Genomic DNA, 21176 nt, shown 5'->3' on the forward strand with positions numbered 1-21176 from the left:
AGAAGAAGTTAACCTTCTCGTTCAGTATGATTTTGTGTTGTTTCAGGTGCTAGAATCCTTGGTTTATTTGGATTCCCTTCCCCGTATTTGACATTTCTAACAGCAAAATAAATAAGTAAATGTCCAGCTCCAAGAATACATAATAGAACAGGTAAGCTTTTTTCTGGCTGGAAAAATGATACTGCACATAAAAAACTTAAAATCGAACAAATTCTTCCGCTGTTTAACCATAATTCTCGAACAACAATATACTCGACCCGCCATTCTTTCGCCTGCTTTGCTCTTCCGATTACATCGTATGTCATCGATCCGTACGGAACAAGTAAAATCGGATAAGCTATTGCAATACATGCTGCATAAATGAGTAATTTTACATATGTAACATGAAAAATAACTAAAAATACAACGACATACAAAATAATTCCACCAAGTAAAATCGCCTTTTTTCTCCACTCCTTTTTTAACATACGCGCAACCAAGTAATAGCATACAAATGAAACAGCGGAATTGACTAAACTATACTTTCCTAATGCAAATTCGCTCCCTGATGCCAAATAGACATATACAGAAATAACAAAAATAAACGTCCCTTCCCTTAATCCTTGAAAAAAGTGTGCGCGTGTAATCCTTCCCCAGTTTTTATCAACCTTACGTTCTTTCAAAACTTGAACAATTTCATAGCGCCCCTCACATTCTCTTTTCGATAAAAAGAAGCTTATGACAACAGCAATTGCAAATAAAGTTAATGAAAGAAAAAAGATAACTGTATAACCGCTCCATTTCTCCATACGTGAAATCGTATATCCTGCTGTTATTGGCCCAATCATTCCAGAAAAGGATGTTAAAAGACCAAGAAAACCGTTAAAAAAATCACGTGTTTCCGGTTCCGTAATCTCAAATGTCAACAGATTAAATGCAAGCCAATAAAAACCGTATCCAATTCCAAGAAGACCGCCAAGTAATAAAATGTAATGTGAAGCATGCGTTCCTGCGAGTAAAACAACAATAAAAAAAACAGCTAATGTTCCCACACCGATTCGCAGTAAAATAGCACGATCTATCCGTTTTGCCAATTTTCCTGCAAAAAGAAATGTTAGTGGCTGCAATACAACGCTTGCTAAATTATACAAACCAAGGTTCACATAGTTTTGTGTTTGTTTCCATAAATAAATGTTAACAAACGTGTTGGATAAAGAAATTGCGAGCGTGTATAATCCCCCCATAACAAGTAACAATATTAAATCACGATTCACCTCGACATCGCCAATTACATGTTTCCACTTCATACATAACTCTCCTTTACTTCATGTTCTAGTCTTCCAAAGACGAGCACAATTATGTAAAAGAAAGCATACAAAAAAGCTAGGAGAATATTCCCCTAGCTTCTTCAATATCGCCTTACCTAAAACGGAACAAGCGATATTATTTAGCTTCTTGGTAACGTTTTTCAGCTGCGTTCCAGTCTACAACGTTCCAGAATGCACCGATGTAGTCAGGACGACGGTTTTGGTAATGTAAGTAGTAAGCATGCTCCCAAACATCTAAACCGATAACTGGAGTTTTACCTTCTGTTAAAGGTGAATCTTGGTTTGGAGTGCTTGTTACTTCTAGCTCACCATTGTTTACTACTAACCAAGCCCAACCAGAACCGAAGCGAGTTGCACCAGCTTTTGCGAATTCTGTTTTGAATGCATCAAAGCTACCGAATTTCGCTTCAATTGCAGCTGCAAGTTCACCTACTGGTTGTCCACCACCATTTGAAGATAGAATTGTCCAGAAGAAAGTATGGTTCGCATGTCCGCCACCGTTATTGCGTACTGCAGTACGAATTGCTTCTGGTACTTCATTTAAGTTTGCAACTAATTCTTCAACACTTTTGTCAGCTAGTTCTGCATGACCTTCTAGCGCAGCGTTTAAATTTGTTACGTAAGTGTTGTGGTGTTTTGTATGATGGATGTTCATTGTTTCTTTATCAAAGTGAGGTTCTAAAGCATCATACGCATAAGGTAAATTTGGTAATTCATGTTTTGCCATTGTTACATTCCTCCCAGTTTATGTATTGCCAAAATGACTTGGCATACAACTTCATTTCACCCTAATTGCCATAGGGTGAAAACAAATTAAATCACATTGTCTTGCTATCATTAACGTAGCAAAATTCCCATTTCTTTTCAAATAAAATGCTCATATATTTCGTAAAAAAAGCTTCCTTCTACAAGGAAGCTTCTCGTCTACATGATGAACATTTGAAATGGATATGGACCCTGTAGGACTCGAACCTACGACCGGACGGTTATGAGCCGTCTGCTCTAACCAGCTGAGCTAAGGGTCCAGAATTATGTATATATCGGTGGCTGAAATTTAAATCACACCACCAAGTCTCCACAGAACTTTCATACAAGATAAAAACTGTATGATTGCATGGTTGAGTCACTGCGAGATATATCGGTTAAGAAATGTAAGATAAATTTACCATATAAAAAAGAAAAGTGTCAATTGTATTTTTACTTTTCTTAAAGTCAAACTTCCATCAGTAAACTTTTCCTCATTTCTCAATGATGGTGAGCTCTCGTCTATTTTACATTTACTGAAGTCTATCTTTTTTATTTTCAAATCTTAAAAAAACACCTTACTGCAAGCGAATAATTATATAAATCCATTTTGTTTTTTCGATATATAATAATCCCCCACTACGCAAAACAAAAAGTGACCTGCACTTGTTTTCTCTCTTTGTTTTACCGTCGGACGGGGCAGGAAAAAGGATCTGACTGCTTCTATGCATAGCCAGTTGCCCTCTCCTACCTAAAAGAAAGGTTTTATGTCAGGGTTTCAATTTATATTGATATAGCAAAAAGTCCTTTATAGCTCTCACTTACTGGGGTATCAATCTTACTTCACACGATATAACTTGTGGTTCTCTAGATTCGTACGTTACAATGATTTTATGCATCAATCTATCATACATATAGCAAAGGAAGTGAATATATGTCCGTATTTACGCAGCTAGTAAAAAGTTTATATTCGCCAAAAGACATGGCACTTTTTCGTTTTCAAAAAATCGGAAAAACGATTCTGTATATCATGTTATTGTGTTTAATTGCAACAATCCCAAAAACCTTTACATTTGGGAATTTCACCCAAGATGTCGTTTCTACTGTACATCAATCAATTGAAAAAGATCTCCCAGATTTTAAAATTGAGAACGGCGAACTTCATGCCGACGTTAAAGAACCCATTATAAAAGAAGATGGGAACTTTGTTTTCGTATTTGACCCTAATGCAACGGATACGACTGCATATGCAAATAAACAAGGTGTATTCGTTTTAAAGGATAAAGTTGTATCTATTAATAACAATCAAACACAAAGTCAGTCTTATAGCGATTTTGGGAATGGTACATTTGAGAAAAAAGATATTAAAGATATCATATCAGCCATTGATAGCATTTATCCTATTCTCATGCTTGTGGTAGGAATAGTCATTTATTTGTTCCAATTATTCATTTCATTCCTAGGGGTAACAATTTTAGCCTTTATTGGTTCTGCAATGGGCGGTCAGCGGAAGTTATCTTACAAACAAGTTTGGACATTAACGACTTACAGCTATACAATTCCAACAATTTTCTTTATGATTATGGATTTATTAAAAATAAATGTACCCTGGTCATTCCTTCTGTACACTGCAATCATTTTAATTGTTCTGTACTTAACCATTAAAGAAATACCAAAACCTAAAGAAAAACACGAACTATAAAAAATGCCATTTTGGCATTTTTTTTTTGGACAAGCATATATTTCCTAACAAAGGAGTGAGGAATATGAAAAGACTTGGTACACTCTTACTTGTGCTTGTTCTCGGTTACGTGTTTTATTACGATATAAAAATTGGTACTTTACCAATGTTAAGTTCATACAAAAAACCAACAGCTGTCCAAACTGTAAAAAAAGAAAATGTTGATACAAAATCCAAAAAAGAAACGGATGCACAATATAAAGCGATTGAAGTAAAAACAGGAGATACTGTTTTATCCATTACAGAAGCGATTAACAAGAAAAAAGTTCCTTCTATTGAAAAAGTAATCGATGATTTTAAACAATTAAATAAAAATACATCTTCTACAAAAATTCAAATTGGAAAATCTTACAAATTTCCATTATATCAATGAACCATCACTTAATCCTTGTCAATTACATAAAGGCGCTGATACAATAGTAAAAGTGAAACCGAGCATATAGGTTTCTATCGCTCCATATCACATATACTATATTTGATATGAGGCAACAAAATAAGAAACTTCTTTTATAAGGAGAGCGATCTATTCGTGAATGAAATGACTCATCGTACAAAAACACGTCCTGTTAAAGTCGGTAATTTAACAATTGGCGGTAATAATGAATTAATTATACAAAGTATGACAACAACAAAAACGCATGATGTAGAAGCTACAGTTGCTGAAATTAAACGTTTAGAAGAAGCGGGTTGTCAAATTGTCCGCGTTGCTGTTCCAGACGAACGCGCAGCAAATGCTATTGCTGATATTAAAAAACAAATTAACATCCCACTTGTTGCTGATATTCACTTTGATTATCGTCTTGCTTTAAAAGCAATTGAAGGCGGCATTGATAAAGTACGTATCAATCCAGGAAACATTGGGCGTCGCCATAAAGTAGAAGCTGTTGTAAATGCTGCAAAAGAACGCGGTATTCCAATTCGTATTGGTGTAAATGCTGGTTCATTAGAGCGCCATATTTTAGAAAAGTACGGCTATCCTACTGCAGATGGTATGGTTGAAAGCGCACTGCATCATATTAAAATTTTAGAGGACTTAGATTTCCACGATATCATCGTATCCATGAAAGCCTCTGATGTTAACTTAGCAATCGAAGCTTATGAGAAAGCAGCTCGTGCCTTTGATTATCCATTACATTTAGGCATTACAGAATCTGGAACACTATTTGCTGGAACGGTAAAAAGTGCTGCTGGTCTTGGAGCAATCTTAAGTAAAGGTCTCGGAAATACACTTCGTATTTCATTAAGTGCTGATCCTGTTGAAGAAGTAAAAGTTGCTCGTGAACTTTTAAAATCATTCGGTCTTGCATCGAATGCTGCAACACTTATTTCTTGTCCAACTTGCGGTCGTATTGAAATTGACCTTATCAGTATTGCAAATGAAGTAGAAGAATATATCTCTACGCTGAAAGTACCAATCAAAGTTGCTGTACTTGGATGTGCTGTAAACGGACCTGGTGAAGCTCGTGAAGCTGATATCGGTATTGCCGGTGCACGTGGAGAAGGTTTATTATTCCGTAAAGGAAAAGTCGTTCGCAAAGTACCGGAAGAAACAATGGTAGAAGAACTCAAAAAAGAAATTGATGTAATTGCTGCTGAAATGGCTGCAAATCAAGAAAAAGAAAAAGAAAAACAAGAGCAATAATAAAAACGGCTGCCTGGATGTCACCAGCAGCCGTTTTATAACTACAAATAAAAGCTTCTCAGTCTTTACGCTGACAAGCTTTTACTTTGCACACTTCGGGCAACGCCCATATATTTCAAACTTATGCCCTGTTACTTCGTATCCTTTAAAATCTTTATTCATAAAATCCATTGGACAGGAAGTAATTTCTTTCGTACCACCACAATCCAAGCAAATGAAGTGATGATGATGTTCCATAATTGAACATGTAAAACGAAAATGCTTTTCTCCATTTAATTCTGTTTGCTCCAAAACACCAATTTCAGCAAATACCGTTAAATTACGATAGATTGTATCAAAACTTAGTCCTGGGTAATCATTCTTCATATGCTCTAAAACGTCTTTTGCGGTTAAATAACGATTATGAACCGCAAATAAACGTAACATTTCTTCCCTTTTTCCAGTGTGTTTATAGCCTTTTTCTTTCATAAGACGTAAAGCTTCAGTCAGATTCATAACTATCCCTACTTTATGCAGTTTTTTTCTTCTTCCATAAGATTGCACCGATTAAAATAAGAACCGCTAGCATAACAATTGTACCACCTGGAGCTAAATCAAGCTGATAAGAAGCAAACAGCCCACCTATCACGGAAATTTCACCAAATAAAATGGAAAAGAAAATTGTTTGTTTAAATCCTTTTGCGATGCGGATACTTGCGGCAACCGGTAACGTCATTAGGGATGATACGAGAAGAACCCCAACAACACGCATTGATACTGCAATGACAAGCGCAACTAAAATAATAAAAATAAAATGAATCCATTTAGCACGAAGACCTGTTGATACAGCATATTCCTCGTCAAATGATAATAAAAATAACTCTTTATATAATAAAATAATTGTTGCAATAACTACGATTGCTACAATACCAATAAGAATTAAATCCGTGCTTGTTACAGCACTCACGCTACCAAATAAGTAACTAAATAAATCCGTATTAAATCCATTCGCAAGTGAAATAAAAACAACTCCGATTCCCATCCCTGCTGAAAGAATAATTGGAATCGCTAATTCTTGGTAATGCTTATATACAGTACGTAATTTTTCAATTAATAGTGCTCCGCCTATCGAAAAAATCATTCCCATATATAACGGATTTAAAAAACCACCTGTAAAAATCGTTTTTTCTAGTAACAAACTTGCGGCAATCCCTGATAATGTCACATGACTTAAAGCATCTGCAATCAGTGACATGCGACGAATGACAACAAATACACCGATTAACGGGGCAACAAGCCCTATTAAAATACCAGCGTATAAAGAATTGCGTAAAAAATCATATTGTAAAAAATCCTGTATCATTATATCCTCCCGTGATGCTCATGATCATGTTCTAAACGATGAACATGATGTCCATATAAAATCGACATTTCTGCATCTTCTAACTCTCGGAATTTCTCAACATTTCCATGGAAATGCAAATGCTGATTTAAACATGCAACATGCGTCACCTTCTCTGTTACAGCTCCCATATCGTGTGTAACCAGAATCAATGTGATACCTAGTTTTTTATTTAAATCTTCTAGTATCTCATAAAAGCTCTCTACACTCTTTACATCAATCCCCACTGTAGGCTCGTCCAAAATCAGTAATTCTGGATTACTTACAAGCGCGCGTGCAATAAACACACGTTGCTGTTGTCCACCGGAAAGCTCTCCGATGTTACGATTTTGAAATTCACTCATTCCTACATCTGCGATTGCCTTTGTAACCTTTTCTTTATCTTCTTTCTTCAAGAAACGAAATAGGCCTTTTTTTGAAACAAGCCCCATTGAAACAACTTCAAAGACAGTTGCTGGAAAACCAGAGTTAAAGCTGTTAGCCTTTTGTGAAACATAGCCAATTTTATTCCACTCTTTAAACTTCTTGCTATCAATACCAAATAACCGAATACTCCCTTTCTTCGGCTTCAAAACACCTAATATACACTTTAATAGGGTCGATTTACCAGATCCATTCGGTCCAACCAAACCTAAAAAAGCTCCCTTAGGAACTTGCAAATTAATATCTTCTAACACATTTCGATCTTCATACCGAAATGTCAGTCCTTCTATTTCCAACATATTCTTCATAGCATCTCACCTATTTTAATTCAGAATGATTCCGATTTACCTCTATTTGAATTATAGTATAACTTATTATAGTTGTAAACCAATCTGCCCAAAAATATATTCTTTATTTCGGACAACCTTATTATTATAACAAAAAAGCAGAGAAAATCTCTCTGCTTTTTAAGGATATTCAAAAATTACGGCAAAGATTGCTTTTACATTTCTTCATACTTTGGAACTGATTGGCCTTCTTTATCTTCTTTTTTTGAACATGTACTTTTAATGAATAGCGGATTTAAATTTACCACCATTTGTCTCTTGCGTACTCATAATTGTAATAAAGGCATTTTCATCAATTTCATGAACAATTGATTTTAATTTTGTTACCTCAAGACGTGTAACAACTGCATAAATTACTTCTTTCTCTTTATCTGTATAACCACCTTTAGCAACGAGTTTCGTTGTTCCACGACCAAGGCGGTGTAAGATGGCATTTGATACTTCTTCATACTGATCTGATACAATCAGTACTGCTTTTGTCTCATCCAATCCTTGAATAACCGTATCAATTGTTTTAAATGCGATATAGTATGTCATAACAGAATACATCGCCTGTTCGACCCCAAACACAAATGCTGCCCAAGCAAAAACAAATAAGTTCACAAACATAACAAATTCACCAACAGAAAACGGTAATTTTTTCGTTAATAAAATTCCCATAATTTCCGTTCCATCTAATGAACCACCATGCCTAATAACAATCCCTACACCAATCCCTAAAATAAGACCACCAAAAACGGTTGCCAAAATCGGTTCCGTCGTAAAAGGCTTGAAAGAATGTAATGTTGACTCAATAAATGCTAAAGCGACGATTGCAAAAGCAGAAGATAACATAAAAGTTTTACCGATTTGTTTATACCCGGAATACATAAACGGTAAATTGAGGATGACAACTAAAGTAGAGAAACTTAACCACCAAATGTTTGGAGTAAGATAATCTAGTATGAGGGAAATACCGATAATACCACCGTCAATAATTTTATTTGGCATTAAAAACAGTTCAATAGCTACTGCCGCACACGTTGCACCAAAGACAATCATAACTAAACGATACAATAGGTGAATAATACTTTCTTTTCTATGTTGCTTTTTTTCCATAAACCCTCCTTATATACTTTTTATATAGTTTTGTTCTTTTATTATAACATAGTCTTCTTTTACTTATAGAAAAAAGCATCTACTATGCGAATATATACAAGCATCCCGCACATATATTTCGATATAAGAACAACTGAAGGAGGACTACATCATGAACCTCATCAAGCACATTGTAAACAAAAAATTAAATCATATGACAACAAAAGAATTATTGAAATATAGTAAAGAATATGAAGTTCCCATCACAACTGAACAGGCTGAGCAAATTGTCCCTTTAATAAAAGGGAAAAACATCAACATTTATGATACAGGAGAAAGACTAGAACTTTTAAAAAAGATTGCAAAAGTCACTTCCCCATCTACCGCTCAACAAATAAATACGCTATTTCAGAAACTATTAAAATAAGGAGGTGGAAATCCCCCTCCTTATTGTTCTTTAATCTTCTCAAGAAGACCTTCATCAAATGAGCCACTCTTCAACATTTCAATTTCAAACTTATATGGTGGTTTTTTATCTTTCTTATCCTCACCTACATACGGTGTTTCAAGAATTTTTGGTACATGCTGTAATTGCGGATGGTGTACGATGTGGTGTAACGCTTTATAACCAATATGACCGAAACCAATATTTTCATGACGGTCTTTTCCAGCTCCGCGTATATTTTTACTATCGTTAATATGCAATACTTGCAAACGATCAATCCCAACAATTTTATCAAATTCATTTAATACACCGTCAAAGTCATTCACAATGTCATAACCTGCATCATGCGTGTGGCACGTATCGAAACATACAGATAACTTTTCGTTATATTTTACACCATCAATAATTTTTGCAATTTCGTCAAAGCTGCGTCCGCACTCTGTTCCTTTTCCAGCCATCGTCTCTAGTGCAATATTCACTGTCTGTTCTGGCGTCAATACCTCATTTAGGCCTTTAATGATTTGCTGAATACCAGCTTCAGCTCCCGCGCCAACATGAGCTCCTGGATGAAGTACAATTTGCTTCGCTACACCTAACGCTGACGTTCTTTCAATTTCCATGCGCAGGAAATCAACACCTAATTGAAACGTTTCCGGTTTTGTCGTATTACCAACATTAATAATATAAGGTGCATGGACAATAATTTCTTCAATACCATTGAGCTCCATATGTTTACGCCCTGCTTCTATATTTAACTCTTCAATTGGTTTTCTTCTCGTATTTTGCGGTGCACCTGTATAGATCATAAAGGTTGTCGCACCGTATGAAGCAGCCTCTTCACTTGCTGCTAATAACATTTTCTTACCACTCATAGAAACATGAGATCCAATCTTTAACATATAATCACCTCTTCAATATACAATAGCTATAATGATAGCATAATTTGTAGAAATATGTAGTGAATTGTTTGTTCACAAAACAATAAACATACTGCTAAAACAGATTCACAAGTTACGCCCCCCGCTTCTAAAGCATGGAACTCTTCTTAGCATATCAAGATTAGTAGAGTTTTTCTTAATTCCTGCTGGTTATTAGTCCTCACCTAACGCCTTTATTTTTGCTACAGGAAAGATTCACATTCGCAAATAAAAGGATAAAAAAAGATAAGGGATCTCCCCTTATCTTTTTTTATTACTGTATTTATTCTTCACTTTTGCACGTTCTGTTGCCAGTTTTCTCTTATAATTAGGTTTTACTTTTTTCGGCTTCTTAACAACTTTCGTTGCCATAATATCAAGTTCATCATTTGGCTTTTTACGACTTTTACGACGACGGCGGTCACCTAAATCAGCCCATTCATCTCCACGTAAGTCTACATGATTAAATATGATATTACGTTGTTTTTCTAAGCTATCTAACGCTTCTTCATTTGCTGGATCATAAATCGTAACTGCAATTCCTGAATATCCAGCACGAGCTGTTCTTCCTACGCGGTGAACAAAGAAATCTAAATCAGATGGAAGTTCATAGTTAATAACATGGCTAATCCCTTCAATATCAATACCACGTGCGGCTAAATCTGTAGCGACAATGTATTGAAACTCTAAGTCACGAACTTGTTTCATCATTTTTTTACGATCACGTGGTGATAAATCACCATGAATTCTTCCTACTTTTAATCCACGCTCTGCTAATCCGTCCGCAACTTCATCCGCTTTTTTCTTTGTATTTGTAAAAACGATTGCTAAATACGGCTTAAATTGAAGTAACATATTTTTCACTAATTCAATTTTATTACGATGCCTAGAAGGAACTAAATAATGCTCAATATTCCCTGCTGCAACTTGTTTTGGATTAATATGAATATGCTCTGGATTCTCCATATACTTCTTCATAAACGGTTTTAATTTTTGAGGAATCGTTGCAGAGAAAACAAGCATTTGCAAGTTTTTAGGCATACGCGCTGCAATTTTATCTACATCTTGAATGAATCCCATATCAAGCATCAAGTCTGCTTCATCAACAATAATCGTAGTAGCTTTATGAACGAATAGCGCTTTTTCTTCTACTAGATCTTTAATACGCCCGGGTGTCCCAATAACAACATGAGGTTGTTTTTTCAATTTTTCAATGGATCTTTGCTTATCTGTTCCTCCGATTAAGCAGCGTGCTGTAATCATTTGATCTTCTTCACAAAACTTTGTTAACTTTACAATCTCTTGATAAATTTGTTGTGCTAACTCACGAGTAGGCGCTGTAATGACAAGTTGGACCTCTTCTCGTTTCGCATCAATTCGGTTTAATGTTGGAAGTAAATATGCGTGTGTTTTACCAGAACCCGTTTGGGACTGTCCAATTACACTCACACCTTTTTTCACAACAGGAAAAATTTTCTTTTGAATTTCTGTCGGCTCTGAAAAGCGTAGTTCACGAACTGCATCTATTAAAAACGGTTGAAAATTATATTGTGTAAATGTTTGTAGTGTCATAAGTTACACCTTCTTTCTAAAATTTCTACTGCGCGCACAAATCAGTCAAGTCTACATTATATCGAAATCTAATAGTAAAATCCATCTTTAGTTTAGGTTTTCACTCCAAAAACTAACCTTCTTTCTTTTCATTGCATATTGTATGTGTATATACCTAACTGAAGAAAGGAGGAGTTCTCTTATGTATCCGAACTCTCCTATGGGACAAATGTATACAGGACAGCAACCGTACACCCCGTATCCTATACCTAATTTACCTCCTATGATGCAAAAAAAGAAAGGATTTCTCTCGAAGCTATTCAAAAAACACGATCCGACTCAGCCCTTTATGCAAATGGTTCCTCCCTATCGACAAATGGAGGGGCAACCGATGATGCATCAACATCAGCAGCCCTATATGCAGCAGTCACAACAAATGATGCCACCTCAAATGAACAATCCGAATGAAATCCGTGGCTCAGCACCGATTATACCTAGCGCTAGCGGTGGCGGTGGCATTGGCAGCTTTTTTTCCAACTTAATCTCCAATCCAACAGGTATGTTAAATAACATTGAAAAAGTTGCTCAAGTCGCTCAATCTGTTGGACCTGTCGTCGAGCAGTATGGACCCATTGTGCGTAGCATACCAAGCATCGTAAAAATTCTCACTTCTGGAAAAGGTGCTGCTGAAGAATCAGCAGAAGAGGTGGAAGTAATTACTACACCTCCACCACCTTCAAAAAAGAAAAAAAAGAAGAAAATAATTTTAGAACCAGTTATTGAAAGAGCCTTACCGAAAGAGGAGAATATCCCGCGTATGGCACCAAAACCGAAACTATATGTCTAACAATCCTTTGTTTTCTGTCCGCTCCTCCTTTATAATGGAAAAGACTATGTACAAAAAGGATTCCTTGTTTAGAAGGAGAGGATTACTCACATGAAAATTGTTAAAATTTCCCCTCGTGGTTATTGCTACGGTGTTGTTGATGCAATGGTCATTGCACGCAATGCTGCACTAGATAAAACATTACCGAGACCGATTTATATTTTAGGTATGATTGTTCACAATAAACATGTAACCGACGCTTTCGAAGAAGATGGCATTATTACATTAGATGGTCCAAGTCGATTAGAGATTTTAGACAAAATTGATTCTGGTACTGTTATTTTCACAGCACACGGTGTTTCTCCAGAAGTTAAACAACGTGCAAAAGAAAAAGGGTTAACGACAATCGATGCAACATGTCCAGATGTTACGAAAACACACGACCTTATCGAAACAAAAAAATCGGAAGGATACCATGTGATTTACATTGGTAAAAAGGGACATCCAGAACCAGAAGGTGCCGTTGGTATTGCACCTGACATCGTTCATCTTATTGAAAAGGCAAATGATTTGGAGACACTAGAAATCCCAACAGAGAAAATTTTAGTAACAAATCAAACAACAATGAGTCAATGGGACGTTCAGCACCTGATGGAAGACATTCAGAAAAAATTCCCAACAGCTGAATTTCACAAAGAAATTTGTTTAGCAACACAAGTACGTCAAGAAGCAGTTGCTAAGCAAGCAGATGTGGCTGATTTAACGATTGTTGTCGGTGATCCAAAAAGTAATAACTCAAACCGTTTAGCCCAAGTATCACAAGAGATTGCTGGTACAAAAGCATACCGCGTTGCAGATGTAAGCGAAATTCAATTAGAGTGGCTGCAAGGGATCGAAAATGTCGCTGTTACCGCAGGGGCCTCTACACCAACGCCAATTACAAAAGAAGTAATCGCCTTTTTAGAACAGTACGACCCAATGAACCCAGCAACTTGGGAACGTAAACGAAACGTACCACTTCAAAAAATCTTGCCACGTGTAAAAGTAAAAAAACAACAATAAAAAAAATCCGTTGCTAACTCACTAGCAGCGGATTTTTTTATTCAATATAAATCTATTTTGATTTTTTCACATATAAGTCGCTGCTACGAAGAACAAAAAAATTACCTATATTCTTTTTTCTCTTTGTTTTCACTTGGCATGGGGCAAAAAAAGGCTCTGACCACTTCTATGCATAGCCGGATGCTCTCTTCCATCTAAAAAGAAAGATTTTATAATTTTTCTTTTTAGAGCTTATACAAAAGTAAACGGATCTGTATGTAACTGAGAAGCATGAATTTGCACAGCAAATTTTTTCTCATCTACTTTTTGCTGTAATTGCTTTTGCACACCTTGTTTCATTACTTTTTCAACATTATGTCCTGGATCCACAATATTTAATCCGAGCATCATCGCATCATGTGCAACATGATAATACATATCGCCCGTCACATACACATCTGCCCCTTTAAATTTCGCTTGCGTAATATATTTATTCCCATCACCGCCAAGCACTGCTACTTTCCGCACTTTATCGTCTAAATTCCCAACAACTCGCGCACCTTTTACATCTAATGCCGATTTCACATGTTCAGCAAACTGGCCTAATGTCATTTCTTCTTGCAAATATCCAATTTTACCAAGTCCTAACGTTTCTCCCTTATTATCAAGGGGGTATACATCGTAGGCAACTTCTTCATATGGATGTGCTGTTAACATTGCTTTTACTGCTTTTCGCTCTAGTGGGGCTGGGATAATCGTTTCAATCTTTACCTCTTCTACACGCTCTAACTGCCCAGTTTCGCCTATATAAGGGTTTGTCCCCTCCCCAGGCATAAATGTACCTATTCCTTCACTATTAAACGTACAATGGCTATAGTTGCCGATATAACCAGCGCCAGCATCCCCAAGAGCTTTGCGAACTTCTTCAGCATACGTTGCAGGCACACATACAACAATCTTTTTCATTTCTTCCGAGTATGTCGGAACAAGCACTTCTGTATTTTGTAATCCCAGCGCCTCAGCAAGCAAGTCGTTCACTCCGCCTTTTGTTACATCGACATTTGTATGCGCTGCATAAACAGCGATATCGTTTTTGATACACGTTTCAATAATTCGACCATACGCCTTATCTGTATGGATTGCTTTTAGCGGATTAAAAATAAGCGGGTGATGGGCAATAATTACATTCGCACCTATTTGAATCGCTTCTTCTACAACCGCTTCTGTAACATCTAGTGCAATCAATACATGCTGGACTGGCTTATTGAGTGCACCAATCTGCAAACCAATTTTATCGCCTTCCATCGCTAAATGCTTCGGATACATACTTTCAAATAAAGAAATCACTTCATGTCCATTTGGAATTTTACTCATGATAAAACCTCCTCTATCATTTTCATTTTCTCGACTACTTCAATTCGTTTTGCCTTTGTATCTTCTGATTCTGTCGCACGCTCTATTTGCTTCAGGATATTTTGAAAGTTTTTCAGTTCATTTTCCCATTTCTCTACAAACGCATCACTTTTTTCCTTCATCAAAAATGGTCCAATAAATAACTCTGCTTGTTTGTTTTCATGATAAGGAGTTAGCGGTTCTCCTTTTTCCCCAACTAAAATCTCATAAATCTTTCCGTCTTCTTTTATAATTTTTTCATGAATAAGCTCCCAACCATTTTCAATAAACCATTCACGAATATGATGTGCAGCAATATTAGGCTGTAAAATTAAACGTATTACACCATTTAGCTTTTCTTTTCCATTCTCTAAAATATCACGAATTAGCGCTCCACCCATACCAGCAATTGTAATAACATCGACTTCTCCTGGTGTAATAACAGCTAAGCCATTTCCTTTACGAACATCTACCTTTTCTTGTAGGCCACTCTCAGCTACTGTAGCCTGTGCAGAACGGAATGGCCCATCTACCACTTCTCCCGCTACTGCCTTTGTAGCAATATTATTTATGATTGTATAGCACGGTAAATACGCATGGTCGGAACCAATATCTGCAACTGTAGATCCTACTGGAATCTCCCGCACTACTTCTTCTAATCTTTTTGAAAGCTTCACTTCATTCATTTATTTCCATTACTCCTTCTCTTGTCAGTCTGTCTCCATGATAATGAATTTACAGTAGTTGTTGCAAGTAAAGAAACAAAACAATTCATTTATTTCATCGTATTTTAGATTGAAAGAAAAAACAAGCTCCCTGCTATAAGCAAAGAACTTGTTTTATCGGTCGTATTCCACTACATGCGAATCATACAATTCTCACGGATTAAAGGTTCACTTTATTTTTTCTTTGATAACCAATCAGCTACTTTAGAAGCCTGATCTGCTGGGATTATATTCGCTGGCATATTTCCTTTCCCTTTTGTAAGCACTTCCTTAATTTCATCTTTGGAAAGTTTCCCACCAACTTTTTGTAAGTTAGGCCCTACTGCACCTTGCAACTGATCACCATGACAGCTCGTACAACTTTGTTTCACAATATCTTCTGGTTTCGATGCCGTTTGTGCAGGTTTCCCACCATTTTTTGCATCAGCAAGCTCTTTAGATTTATGTAACCCCTGAAACGAAAATACAAACATAATGATAATGCCCAGTGCTGCAATAAGAGCGAATGGAATCAACGGATTACGTTTCATATCTCTTCTCCCCCCTCTACACCCCCAAATAGTTAGATGATTCAGTCACTTCTATTGTACTTGAAAACGTTCTATCAGAAAAGACAAAACTATCAGTTGTTAAAAATATTCCATAAATTCAGTTTATTGATTCTCTTCCTTTTATCCCATATTATTTTGATAAATATCAACGCTTCTCATCATATTTTTTGTTTTTCTACATATATTTTTGTATAGAATAAACGAAATTAATCGAAAAATCGAAAAATGAGCATTTGCAAATCAAAAGACAATTCTGTAAAATAAATTACAAGAATTGTAATCGTTACTGACAGCTAAATTTTAACAAAAATTAACAAAATAAAAAAGTTTACTTCACAAATGTGAAGTAAACTTAAAAAGAACCCTATTCTAAGAAATCTTTTAAACGTTTGCTACGGCTTGGATGTCTTAATTTACGAAGCGCTTTTGCTTCAATTTGACGAATACGCTCTCTCGTTACGCCGAATACTTTCCCAACTTCTTCAAGCGTACGAGTTCGTCCATCATCTAAACCGAAACGAAGACGTAGAACATTTTCTTCACGATCTGTTAGTGTATCTAACACATCTTCTAATTGTTCTTTTAGCAATTCATACGCTGCATGGTCCGCAGGTGATGTTGCTTCTTGGTCTTCAATAAAATCGCCTAAATGTGAGTCATCCTCTTCACCAATTGGTGTTTCAAGAGAAACTGGCTCCTGTGCAATCTTTAAGATTTCGCGTACTTTTTCTGGAGCAAGATCCATTTCTTCTCCAATTTCTTCTGGAGATGGTTCACGTCCTAAATCTTGTAATAATTGACGCTGTACACGGATTAATTTATTAATTGTTTCAACCATATGAACGGGAATACGAATTGTTCTCGCTTGGTCTGCAATGGCACGTGTAATCGCTTGACGAATCCACCAAGTTGCATACGTACTGAATTTAAAACCTTTACGATAATCGAACTTTTCAACAGCTTTAATTAAACCCATGTTTCCTTCTTGGATTAAGTCTAAGAAGAGCATACCACGGCCTACATATCGTTTTGCAATACTTACAACAAGACGTAAATTCGCTTCCGCAAGACGGCGCTTCGCTTCTTCATCACCTTCTTCAATGCGGGTTGCAAGTCGAATTTCTTCTTCAGCAGATAGTAGATCCACACGGCCGATTTCTTTTAAATACATGCGAACAGGGTCATTGATTTTCACACCTGGTGGCACACTTAAATCATTTAAATCGAATTCTTCTTCTGTCTTTGTGATTTGGTGATTATTCGGACCTTCATCGTTGTCGCCAACTAAATCAATCCCTTGTTCACCTAAATATTCATAATATTCATCCATTTGATCAGATTCAATTTCAAATCCATTCATGCGTTCTGCAATCTCTTCATATGTAAGAACGCCACGTTTTTTTCCAAGCTCAGTGAGTTGTTCTTTCACTTGCTCAAGAGTCATATCAGTTTCAATTTGTTTAGAACGAGCTGGTTTATCAGCCATCTGTTCCCCTCCTTACGCGAGATACAAACATTCATTATAATAAAATTTTATACAAAAAGCTATCTTCTTGCTTTCTGATTTTGTAAATATGCTACATAAAATTTTGCAGCTTCTACTGGATCTGTTTTTTCCATTTGCTTTAATGCAAAAATGGTTTCCATCTTTTTAAGCTTTTGCTTGTGGCGGCTTAGCGCCTCTAAGTGACCTTGCAATATTTCATCACTGTATTCTGGATTAATGAATTCATCCGTTGAAATATTGGTGATAATATTTTTCAATTTCTCATCAGAGAGCCAGCTCAAGAAATTCCCGACTGAAGGTTCATTTCCCTTTTCATAATATGCATATAGTTCATATAAAATCCCTTTATGTTCTTCCGTATGAAAATCTTCTATATGAGGTTCAATACGGAAAGCAACTTCGGCACTTTGTAACATATGGTAAATGAGCTCTCTTTCTGCCCTTTCAAAACCTGAAAATTTCGGTTTTGCCTGAACAATTTGAGGCGGCTTAGAAATTTGTTTCGTTTGTTTTTGCTGTATCTTTTGTTCTTTGCGATATTGGTGCAATTGACCTAAAAGTGTTTCCATTGAGTAAGAAAATTCTTGCGATAATGATTTTAAATACGACTCCGCTTGCATTGCATCTTGCAATAATGCTAGCTCTTTTAAAACACTTTTCACATATTCTTCTTTACCAGACTCATCTTGCAAATTTTTCCCTAAACGCAAGTAATTTATTTTGAATCCAACAAAACTTATACTAGCCTTTACAAGATTTTCAAACGCCGCTGTTCCATATTGTTGCACATATTCATCAGGATCAAGCTTATCTGGCAATGAAGTAACCTTCACATGACAACCAACTTGCGATAACAATTGTCCTGCTTTCATCGTCGCTTCTCGTCCTGCTTTATCACCATCATAGCAAAGAACAACAGTTTCAACATTACGCCGCAGAAGTTTTGCCTGTTCTTCTGTTAAAGCTGTTCCCATCGTCGCAACTGATTCTTCAATCCCGCTTTTTACAGCAGCTAATACATCAGCATATCCTTCAAATAGAACAACTTGCCCTCGTTTTCTGATAAACGGTCTTGCTTGATGGAAGTTATACAGCAATTTGCTTTTGTAAAAAATAGGTGTTTCTGGGCTGTTTAAGTATTTCGGAGTATCATCCCCCAACGCCCTTCCACTAAACGCTGCGACTTTTCCTTGTAGTGTGTGAATGGGAAACATAACCCTTCCGCGAAAACGGTCATGGTGACTGCCATCCCTTTCACTCCGCACAAGCAAGCCAGCTTGCTCCATGGTCGATAACGAAAAACCTCTTTTTTGTAATATTTTTGCTGCTGCATCCCAACCTGGAGATGCATAACCAATTTCAAACTTTGCAATCATCTCTTTTGTAATACCTCGATTTAGTAAATAAGAAAGAGCTACATTTCCCTCTTCAGTATTTACTAAAAGATGGTGATAGTATTTTTTCAAAAGTTCGTGAGCCTGTAACATAATGACACTGTCATCAGATATGTTCTCTTGTTGATCTTGTCCTGATGTATAATCTACAACCGAAATATTATTTCTTTCTCCTAGCTTTTGCACAGCTTCTATGAAAGAGAGCCCTTCCATCTTCATGAGAAATGAAAAAACATTTCCTCCCTCTCCACATCCGAAGCAATGAAAAATTTGCTTGTCTAATGAAACAGAAAATGAAGGTGAATTCTCACCGTGGAATGGACAAAGCCCAAAATAATTGCGCCCTTGCTTTCTGAGCTGAACATACTCACCAATCACTTCTACAATATCAGATGATGTCCGAATCTGTTCAACAACTTCTTCGGGAATTCTGTTCCCCATAACTCCATCTCCGTGTCGTATTTTGTATTCGATACAAATTAAAGGATTCCTTTATAATTCGACAATATTTTTTCTAAATTTATTAAAAAGCATTGTCGATCATGGGTTGAAAATGCTTTTGGACCTTTTGTGTAGGTCCCTTGTCTGCGTAACTTCGCAGATACATACCTACTATATAAAATTGTATCCATTTGCTCATCAGTCACAAATGTACCTCGTGGAGATAATACATATACTCCCTTTTTTCACAAGAAGACCAGCAAGTCCCATATCCTGTGTAATTACGAGATCTGAAGCTTTGGCATGTTTATAGATATAAAAATCCACCTCATCTTGCTCAGAATCCACATATTTCCAATTCCCTTGCTGTTTTCTCGAACGATGGGCGTAGGATGCGACAAACAAAATTTCGACATGGAATTTTTTTCCGGATTGCACAATTTCATCCTTCACAGGACATGCATCTGCATCAACTAGAATCTTACTGATGTTTTGCATATTTCTGTATTCTACATCCCTTCTGTGAATCCTTCCATAATGTGCGTTTTCTTGTCTAGATTTTTGTCGATTTTACGTAAATGCATACCTTTTCCGTAAATCCTATCCCTAGTTTATTCTGAAAAATTAAAGTCTAAACGTAAAATGTACCTTTTTATCACAATTTTTTATTATAATATATTTTCTCTAACTTCGCTACATATCCTTTAAAATTTTATCCGGCTATTCACGGGCAGTAATACTCCCATTTCAAAATTCAGATTAAAGTAAAAGGTTAAGCGGGGGACAACCTACCCGTAAAAGCCCAAATAGTAAAGGATGAAGAACTCCACTGATTAAAGTTTTTCTTTATCTTGAGCGAAAAAAGCACATTCACCCTTGGTAAATGTGCTAAAACATTTTTTGGTTTTGCACTGCATTCACAATAATATTCGCTGTTTCCTCAATTGCCTTATTTGACACATCAATAACTTGACAGTTTATTTTACTTACTACCTTCTCAAAATGATCAATTTCTTCTTTAATACGATTGATGTTCGCATATGTTGCTCCATCACTTAACCCAAGTGATTTTAATCGTTCTTTTCGAATGTGATTTAACTTATCCGGTGTAATTTTCAAACCGAAACATTTCTCTTTTGCAACTTGATATAATTCTTCAGGCGGATCCACTTCTGGTACAAGTGGTACGTTCGCAACCTTCAATCGTTTATTATGAGCTAAATATTGTGAAAGTGGCGTCTTTGATGTACGTGATATCCCAATTAAAACGATATCAGCTTTTAAAATCCCACGTGCATCTCTACCATCATCATATTTAACAGCAAACTCAATTGCTTCAATCTTTTTAAAATATTCTTCATCTAATCTACGAACAACACCAGGTTCATACCTTGGAACTTGTCCTGTAATCTCTTCGATTTGATCGATAAGAGGCCCGATAATGTCATATGCCTCTACACCCTCTTTTGCCGCTTCTGCTAACAAATACTGACGCATTTCTGGTTTTACTAACGTAAAGCAAATAAGCGCTCGATTACTTTTCGCAATTGAAATTACCTCTTTTAATGTCCCTGTATCTTCCACATACGGTACACGTCTAATATCAGGAGCAAATGGAAACTGTCCCATTGCAGCTCGAACAACTAAATCAGCCGTCTCTCCAACAGAGTCAGATACGACATATACGATTTTATTATCCATTACATTACCTCACTTTAAACAAA

Annotated in this window: 20 protein-coding genes, 1 tRNA gene and 1 pseudogene; 6 read left to right on the forward strand and 16 right to left on the reverse strand. The window is 36.3% G+C overall.

The genetic code is table 11. The features are described from left to right. Positions 1–8 precede the first annotated feature (8 nt). From JDS96_RS09415 to JDS96_RS09425, 3 genes are all read right to left on the reverse strand, one after another. Positions 9–1286: an MFS transporter gene (locus tag JDS96_RS09415; protein WP_199666664.1), complete on the reverse strand. Its 1278-nt coding sequence runs from the start codon at positions 1284–1286 to the stop codon at positions 9–11. 136 nt (positions 1287–1422) lie between these two features. Next, on the reverse strand, positions 1423–2034 hold the full coding sequence (sodA, locus tag JDS96_RS09420; RefSeq protein WP_003200350.1) for a superoxide dismutase [Mn]: 612 nt from the start codon (positions 2032–2034) through the stop codon (positions 1423–1425). A gap of 224 nt (positions 2035–2258) precedes the next feature. Further along, positions 2259–2332, reverse strand: a tRNA-Ile gene (locus JDS96_RS09425). 653 nt (positions 2333–2985) lie between these two features. On the opposite strand from JDS96_RS09425, the gene JDS96_RS09430 reads away from it, so the two are divergent. The 3 genes from JDS96_RS09430 (at position 2986) to ispG (ending at position 5434) form a co-directional block, all read left to right on the forward strand. Then, positions 2986–3753: a DUF1189 domain-containing protein gene (locus tag JDS96_RS09430; RefSeq protein WP_199666665.1), complete on the forward strand. Its 768-nt coding sequence runs from the start codon at positions 2986–2988 to the stop codon at positions 3751–3753. A gap of 64 nt (positions 3754–3817) precedes the next feature. Further along, entirely contained in the window at positions 3818–4165 is a 348-nt protein-coding gene (locus JDS96_RS09435; RefSeq protein WP_199666666.1) for a hypothetical protein, read from the forward strand. Positions 4166–4330: 165 nt separating this feature from the next. Beyond that, a complete protein-coding gene (ispG, locus tag JDS96_RS09440) occupies positions 4331–5434 on the forward strand; it encodes a flavodoxin-dependent (E)-4-hydroxy-3-methylbut-2-enyl-diphosphate synthase (protein ID WP_179863990.1) in 1104 nt (367 codons plus the stop codon). An 81-nt stretch (positions 5435–5515) separates the two neighbouring features. Here ispG and JDS96_RS09445 read toward each other — a convergent pair whose 3' ends face one another. The 4 genes from JDS96_RS09445 to JDS96_RS09460 form a co-directional block, all read right to left on the reverse strand. Further along, complete coding sequence (locus JDS96_RS09445; RefSeq protein WP_003200343.1) at positions 5516–5929, reverse strand: Fur family transcriptional regulator; 414 nt, start codon at positions 5927–5929, stop codon at positions 5516–5518. 13 nt (positions 5930–5942) lie between these two features. Further along, entirely contained in the window at positions 5943–6776 is an 834-nt protein-coding gene (locus JDS96_RS09450; protein ID WP_199666667.1) for a metal ABC transporter permease, read from the reverse strand. After that, the gene (locus tag JDS96_RS09455; protein WP_003200336.1) at positions 6776–7546 is read right to left on the reverse strand and encodes a metal ABC transporter ATP-binding protein; all 771 of its coding nucleotides are present in this window, start codon (positions 7544–7546) and stop codon (positions 6776–6778) included. Before JDS96_RS09455 ends, JDS96_RS09450 begins: the two co-directional genes overlap by 1 nt. 258 nt (positions 7547–7804) lie before the next feature. Continuing rightward, complete coding sequence (locus JDS96_RS09460) at positions 7805–8683, reverse strand: YitT family protein (protein ID WP_003200334.1); 879 nt, start codon at positions 8681–8683, stop codon at positions 7805–7807. Between the two features lie 151 nt (positions 8684–8834). Between JDS96_RS09460 and JDS96_RS09465 the strand changes: the two genes are divergently transcribed. Further along, on the forward strand, positions 8835–9089 hold the full coding sequence (locus JDS96_RS09465) for a DUF2624 domain-containing protein (protein ID WP_003200331.1): 255 nt from the start codon (positions 8835–8837) through the stop codon (positions 9087–9089). A gap of 20 nt (positions 9090–9109) precedes the next feature. On the opposite strand, the gene JDS96_RS09470 is transcribed toward JDS96_RS09465, so the two are convergent. Both JDS96_RS09470 and JDS96_RS09475 read right to left on the reverse strand, forming a co-directional pair. After that, complete coding sequence (locus JDS96_RS09470; RefSeq protein WP_003208520.1) at positions 9110–10006, reverse strand: deoxyribonuclease IV; 897 nt, start codon at positions 10004–10006, stop codon at positions 9110–9112. A gap of 279 nt (positions 10007–10285) precedes the next feature. After that, on the reverse strand, positions 10286–11596 hold the full coding sequence (locus JDS96_RS09475) for a DEAD/DEAH box helicase (protein ID WP_003208521.1): 1311 nt from the start codon (positions 11594–11596) through the stop codon (positions 10286–10288). A 181-nt stretch (positions 11597–11777) separates the two neighbouring features. On the opposite strand from JDS96_RS09475, the gene vrrA reads away from it, so the two are divergent. Both vrrA and JDS96_RS09485 read left to right on the forward strand, forming a co-directional pair. Continuing rightward, the gene (vrrA, locus tag JDS96_RS09480) at positions 11778–12422 is read left to right on the forward strand and encodes a VrrA/YqfQ family protein (protein ID WP_018765841.1); all 645 of its coding nucleotides are present in this window, start codon (positions 11778–11780) and stop codon (positions 12420–12422) included. Between the two features lie 90 nt (positions 12423–12512). After that, on the forward strand, positions 12513–13463 hold the full coding sequence (locus JDS96_RS09485) for a 4-hydroxy-3-methylbut-2-enyl diphosphate reductase (RefSeq protein ID WP_003200678.1): 951 nt from the start codon (positions 12513–12515) through the stop codon (positions 13461–13463). 231 nt (positions 13464–13694) lie between these two features. Here JDS96_RS09485 and JDS96_RS09490 read toward each other — a convergent pair whose 3' ends face one another. The 7 genes and pseudogenes from JDS96_RS09490 to JDS96_RS09520 all read right to left on the reverse strand — a co-directional run bounded on the left by JDS96_RS09490 (position 13695) and on the right by JDS96_RS09520 (position 21153). After that, positions 13695–14816: a Nif3-like dinuclear metal center hexameric protein gene (locus JDS96_RS09490; protein ID WP_199666668.1), complete on the reverse strand. Its 1122-nt coding sequence runs from the start codon at positions 14814–14816 to the stop codon at positions 13695–13697. Continuing rightward, on the reverse strand, positions 14813–15520 hold the full coding sequence (locus JDS96_RS09495; RefSeq protein WP_006095998.1) for a tRNA (adenine(22)-N(1))-methyltransferase: 708 nt from the start codon (positions 15518–15520) through the stop codon (positions 14813–14815). Before JDS96_RS09495 ends, JDS96_RS09490 begins: the two co-directional genes overlap by 4 nt. Before the next feature lie 212 nt (positions 15521–15732). Beyond that, positions 15733–16089, reverse strand: coding sequence for a cytochrome c550 (gene cccA, locus JDS96_RS09500; RefSeq protein ID WP_003200671.1), 357 nt, complete (start codon positions 16087–16089; stop codon positions 15733–15735). 385 nt (positions 16090–16474) lie between these two features. Further along, positions 16475–17596, reverse strand: a complete 1122-nt coding sequence (gene rpoD / locus JDS96_RS09505) for an RNA polymerase sigma factor RpoD (RefSeq protein ID WP_003200669.1) — start codon at positions 17594–17596, stop codon at positions 16475–16477. 59 nt (positions 17597–17655) lie between these two features. Beyond that, positions 17656–19452 carry a DNA primase gene (dnaG, locus tag JDS96_RS09510; protein ID WP_003200667.1) on the reverse strand — a complete coding sequence of 599 codons (1797 nt, stop codon included), beginning with the start codon at positions 19450–19452 and terminating at the stop codon, positions 17656–17658. 38 nt (positions 19453–19490) lie between these two features. Continuing rightward, a pseudogene (locus JDS96_RS09515) lies at positions 19491–19950 on the reverse strand (YaiI/YqxD family protein). A 390-nt stretch (positions 19951–20340) separates the two neighbouring features. Beyond that, complete coding sequence (locus JDS96_RS09520; protein WP_003200663.1) at positions 20341–21153, reverse strand: pyruvate, water dikinase regulatory protein; 813 nt, start codon at positions 21151–21153, stop codon at positions 20341–20343. Positions 21154–21176 lie beyond the last annotated feature (23 nt).

It is taken from the genome of Bacillus cereus group sp. N21 (assembly GCF_016483395.1).
In the GTDB taxonomy this organism is placed as follows: domain Bacteria; phylum Bacillota; class Bacilli; order Bacillales; family Bacillaceae_G; genus Bacillus_A; species Bacillus_A pseudomycoides.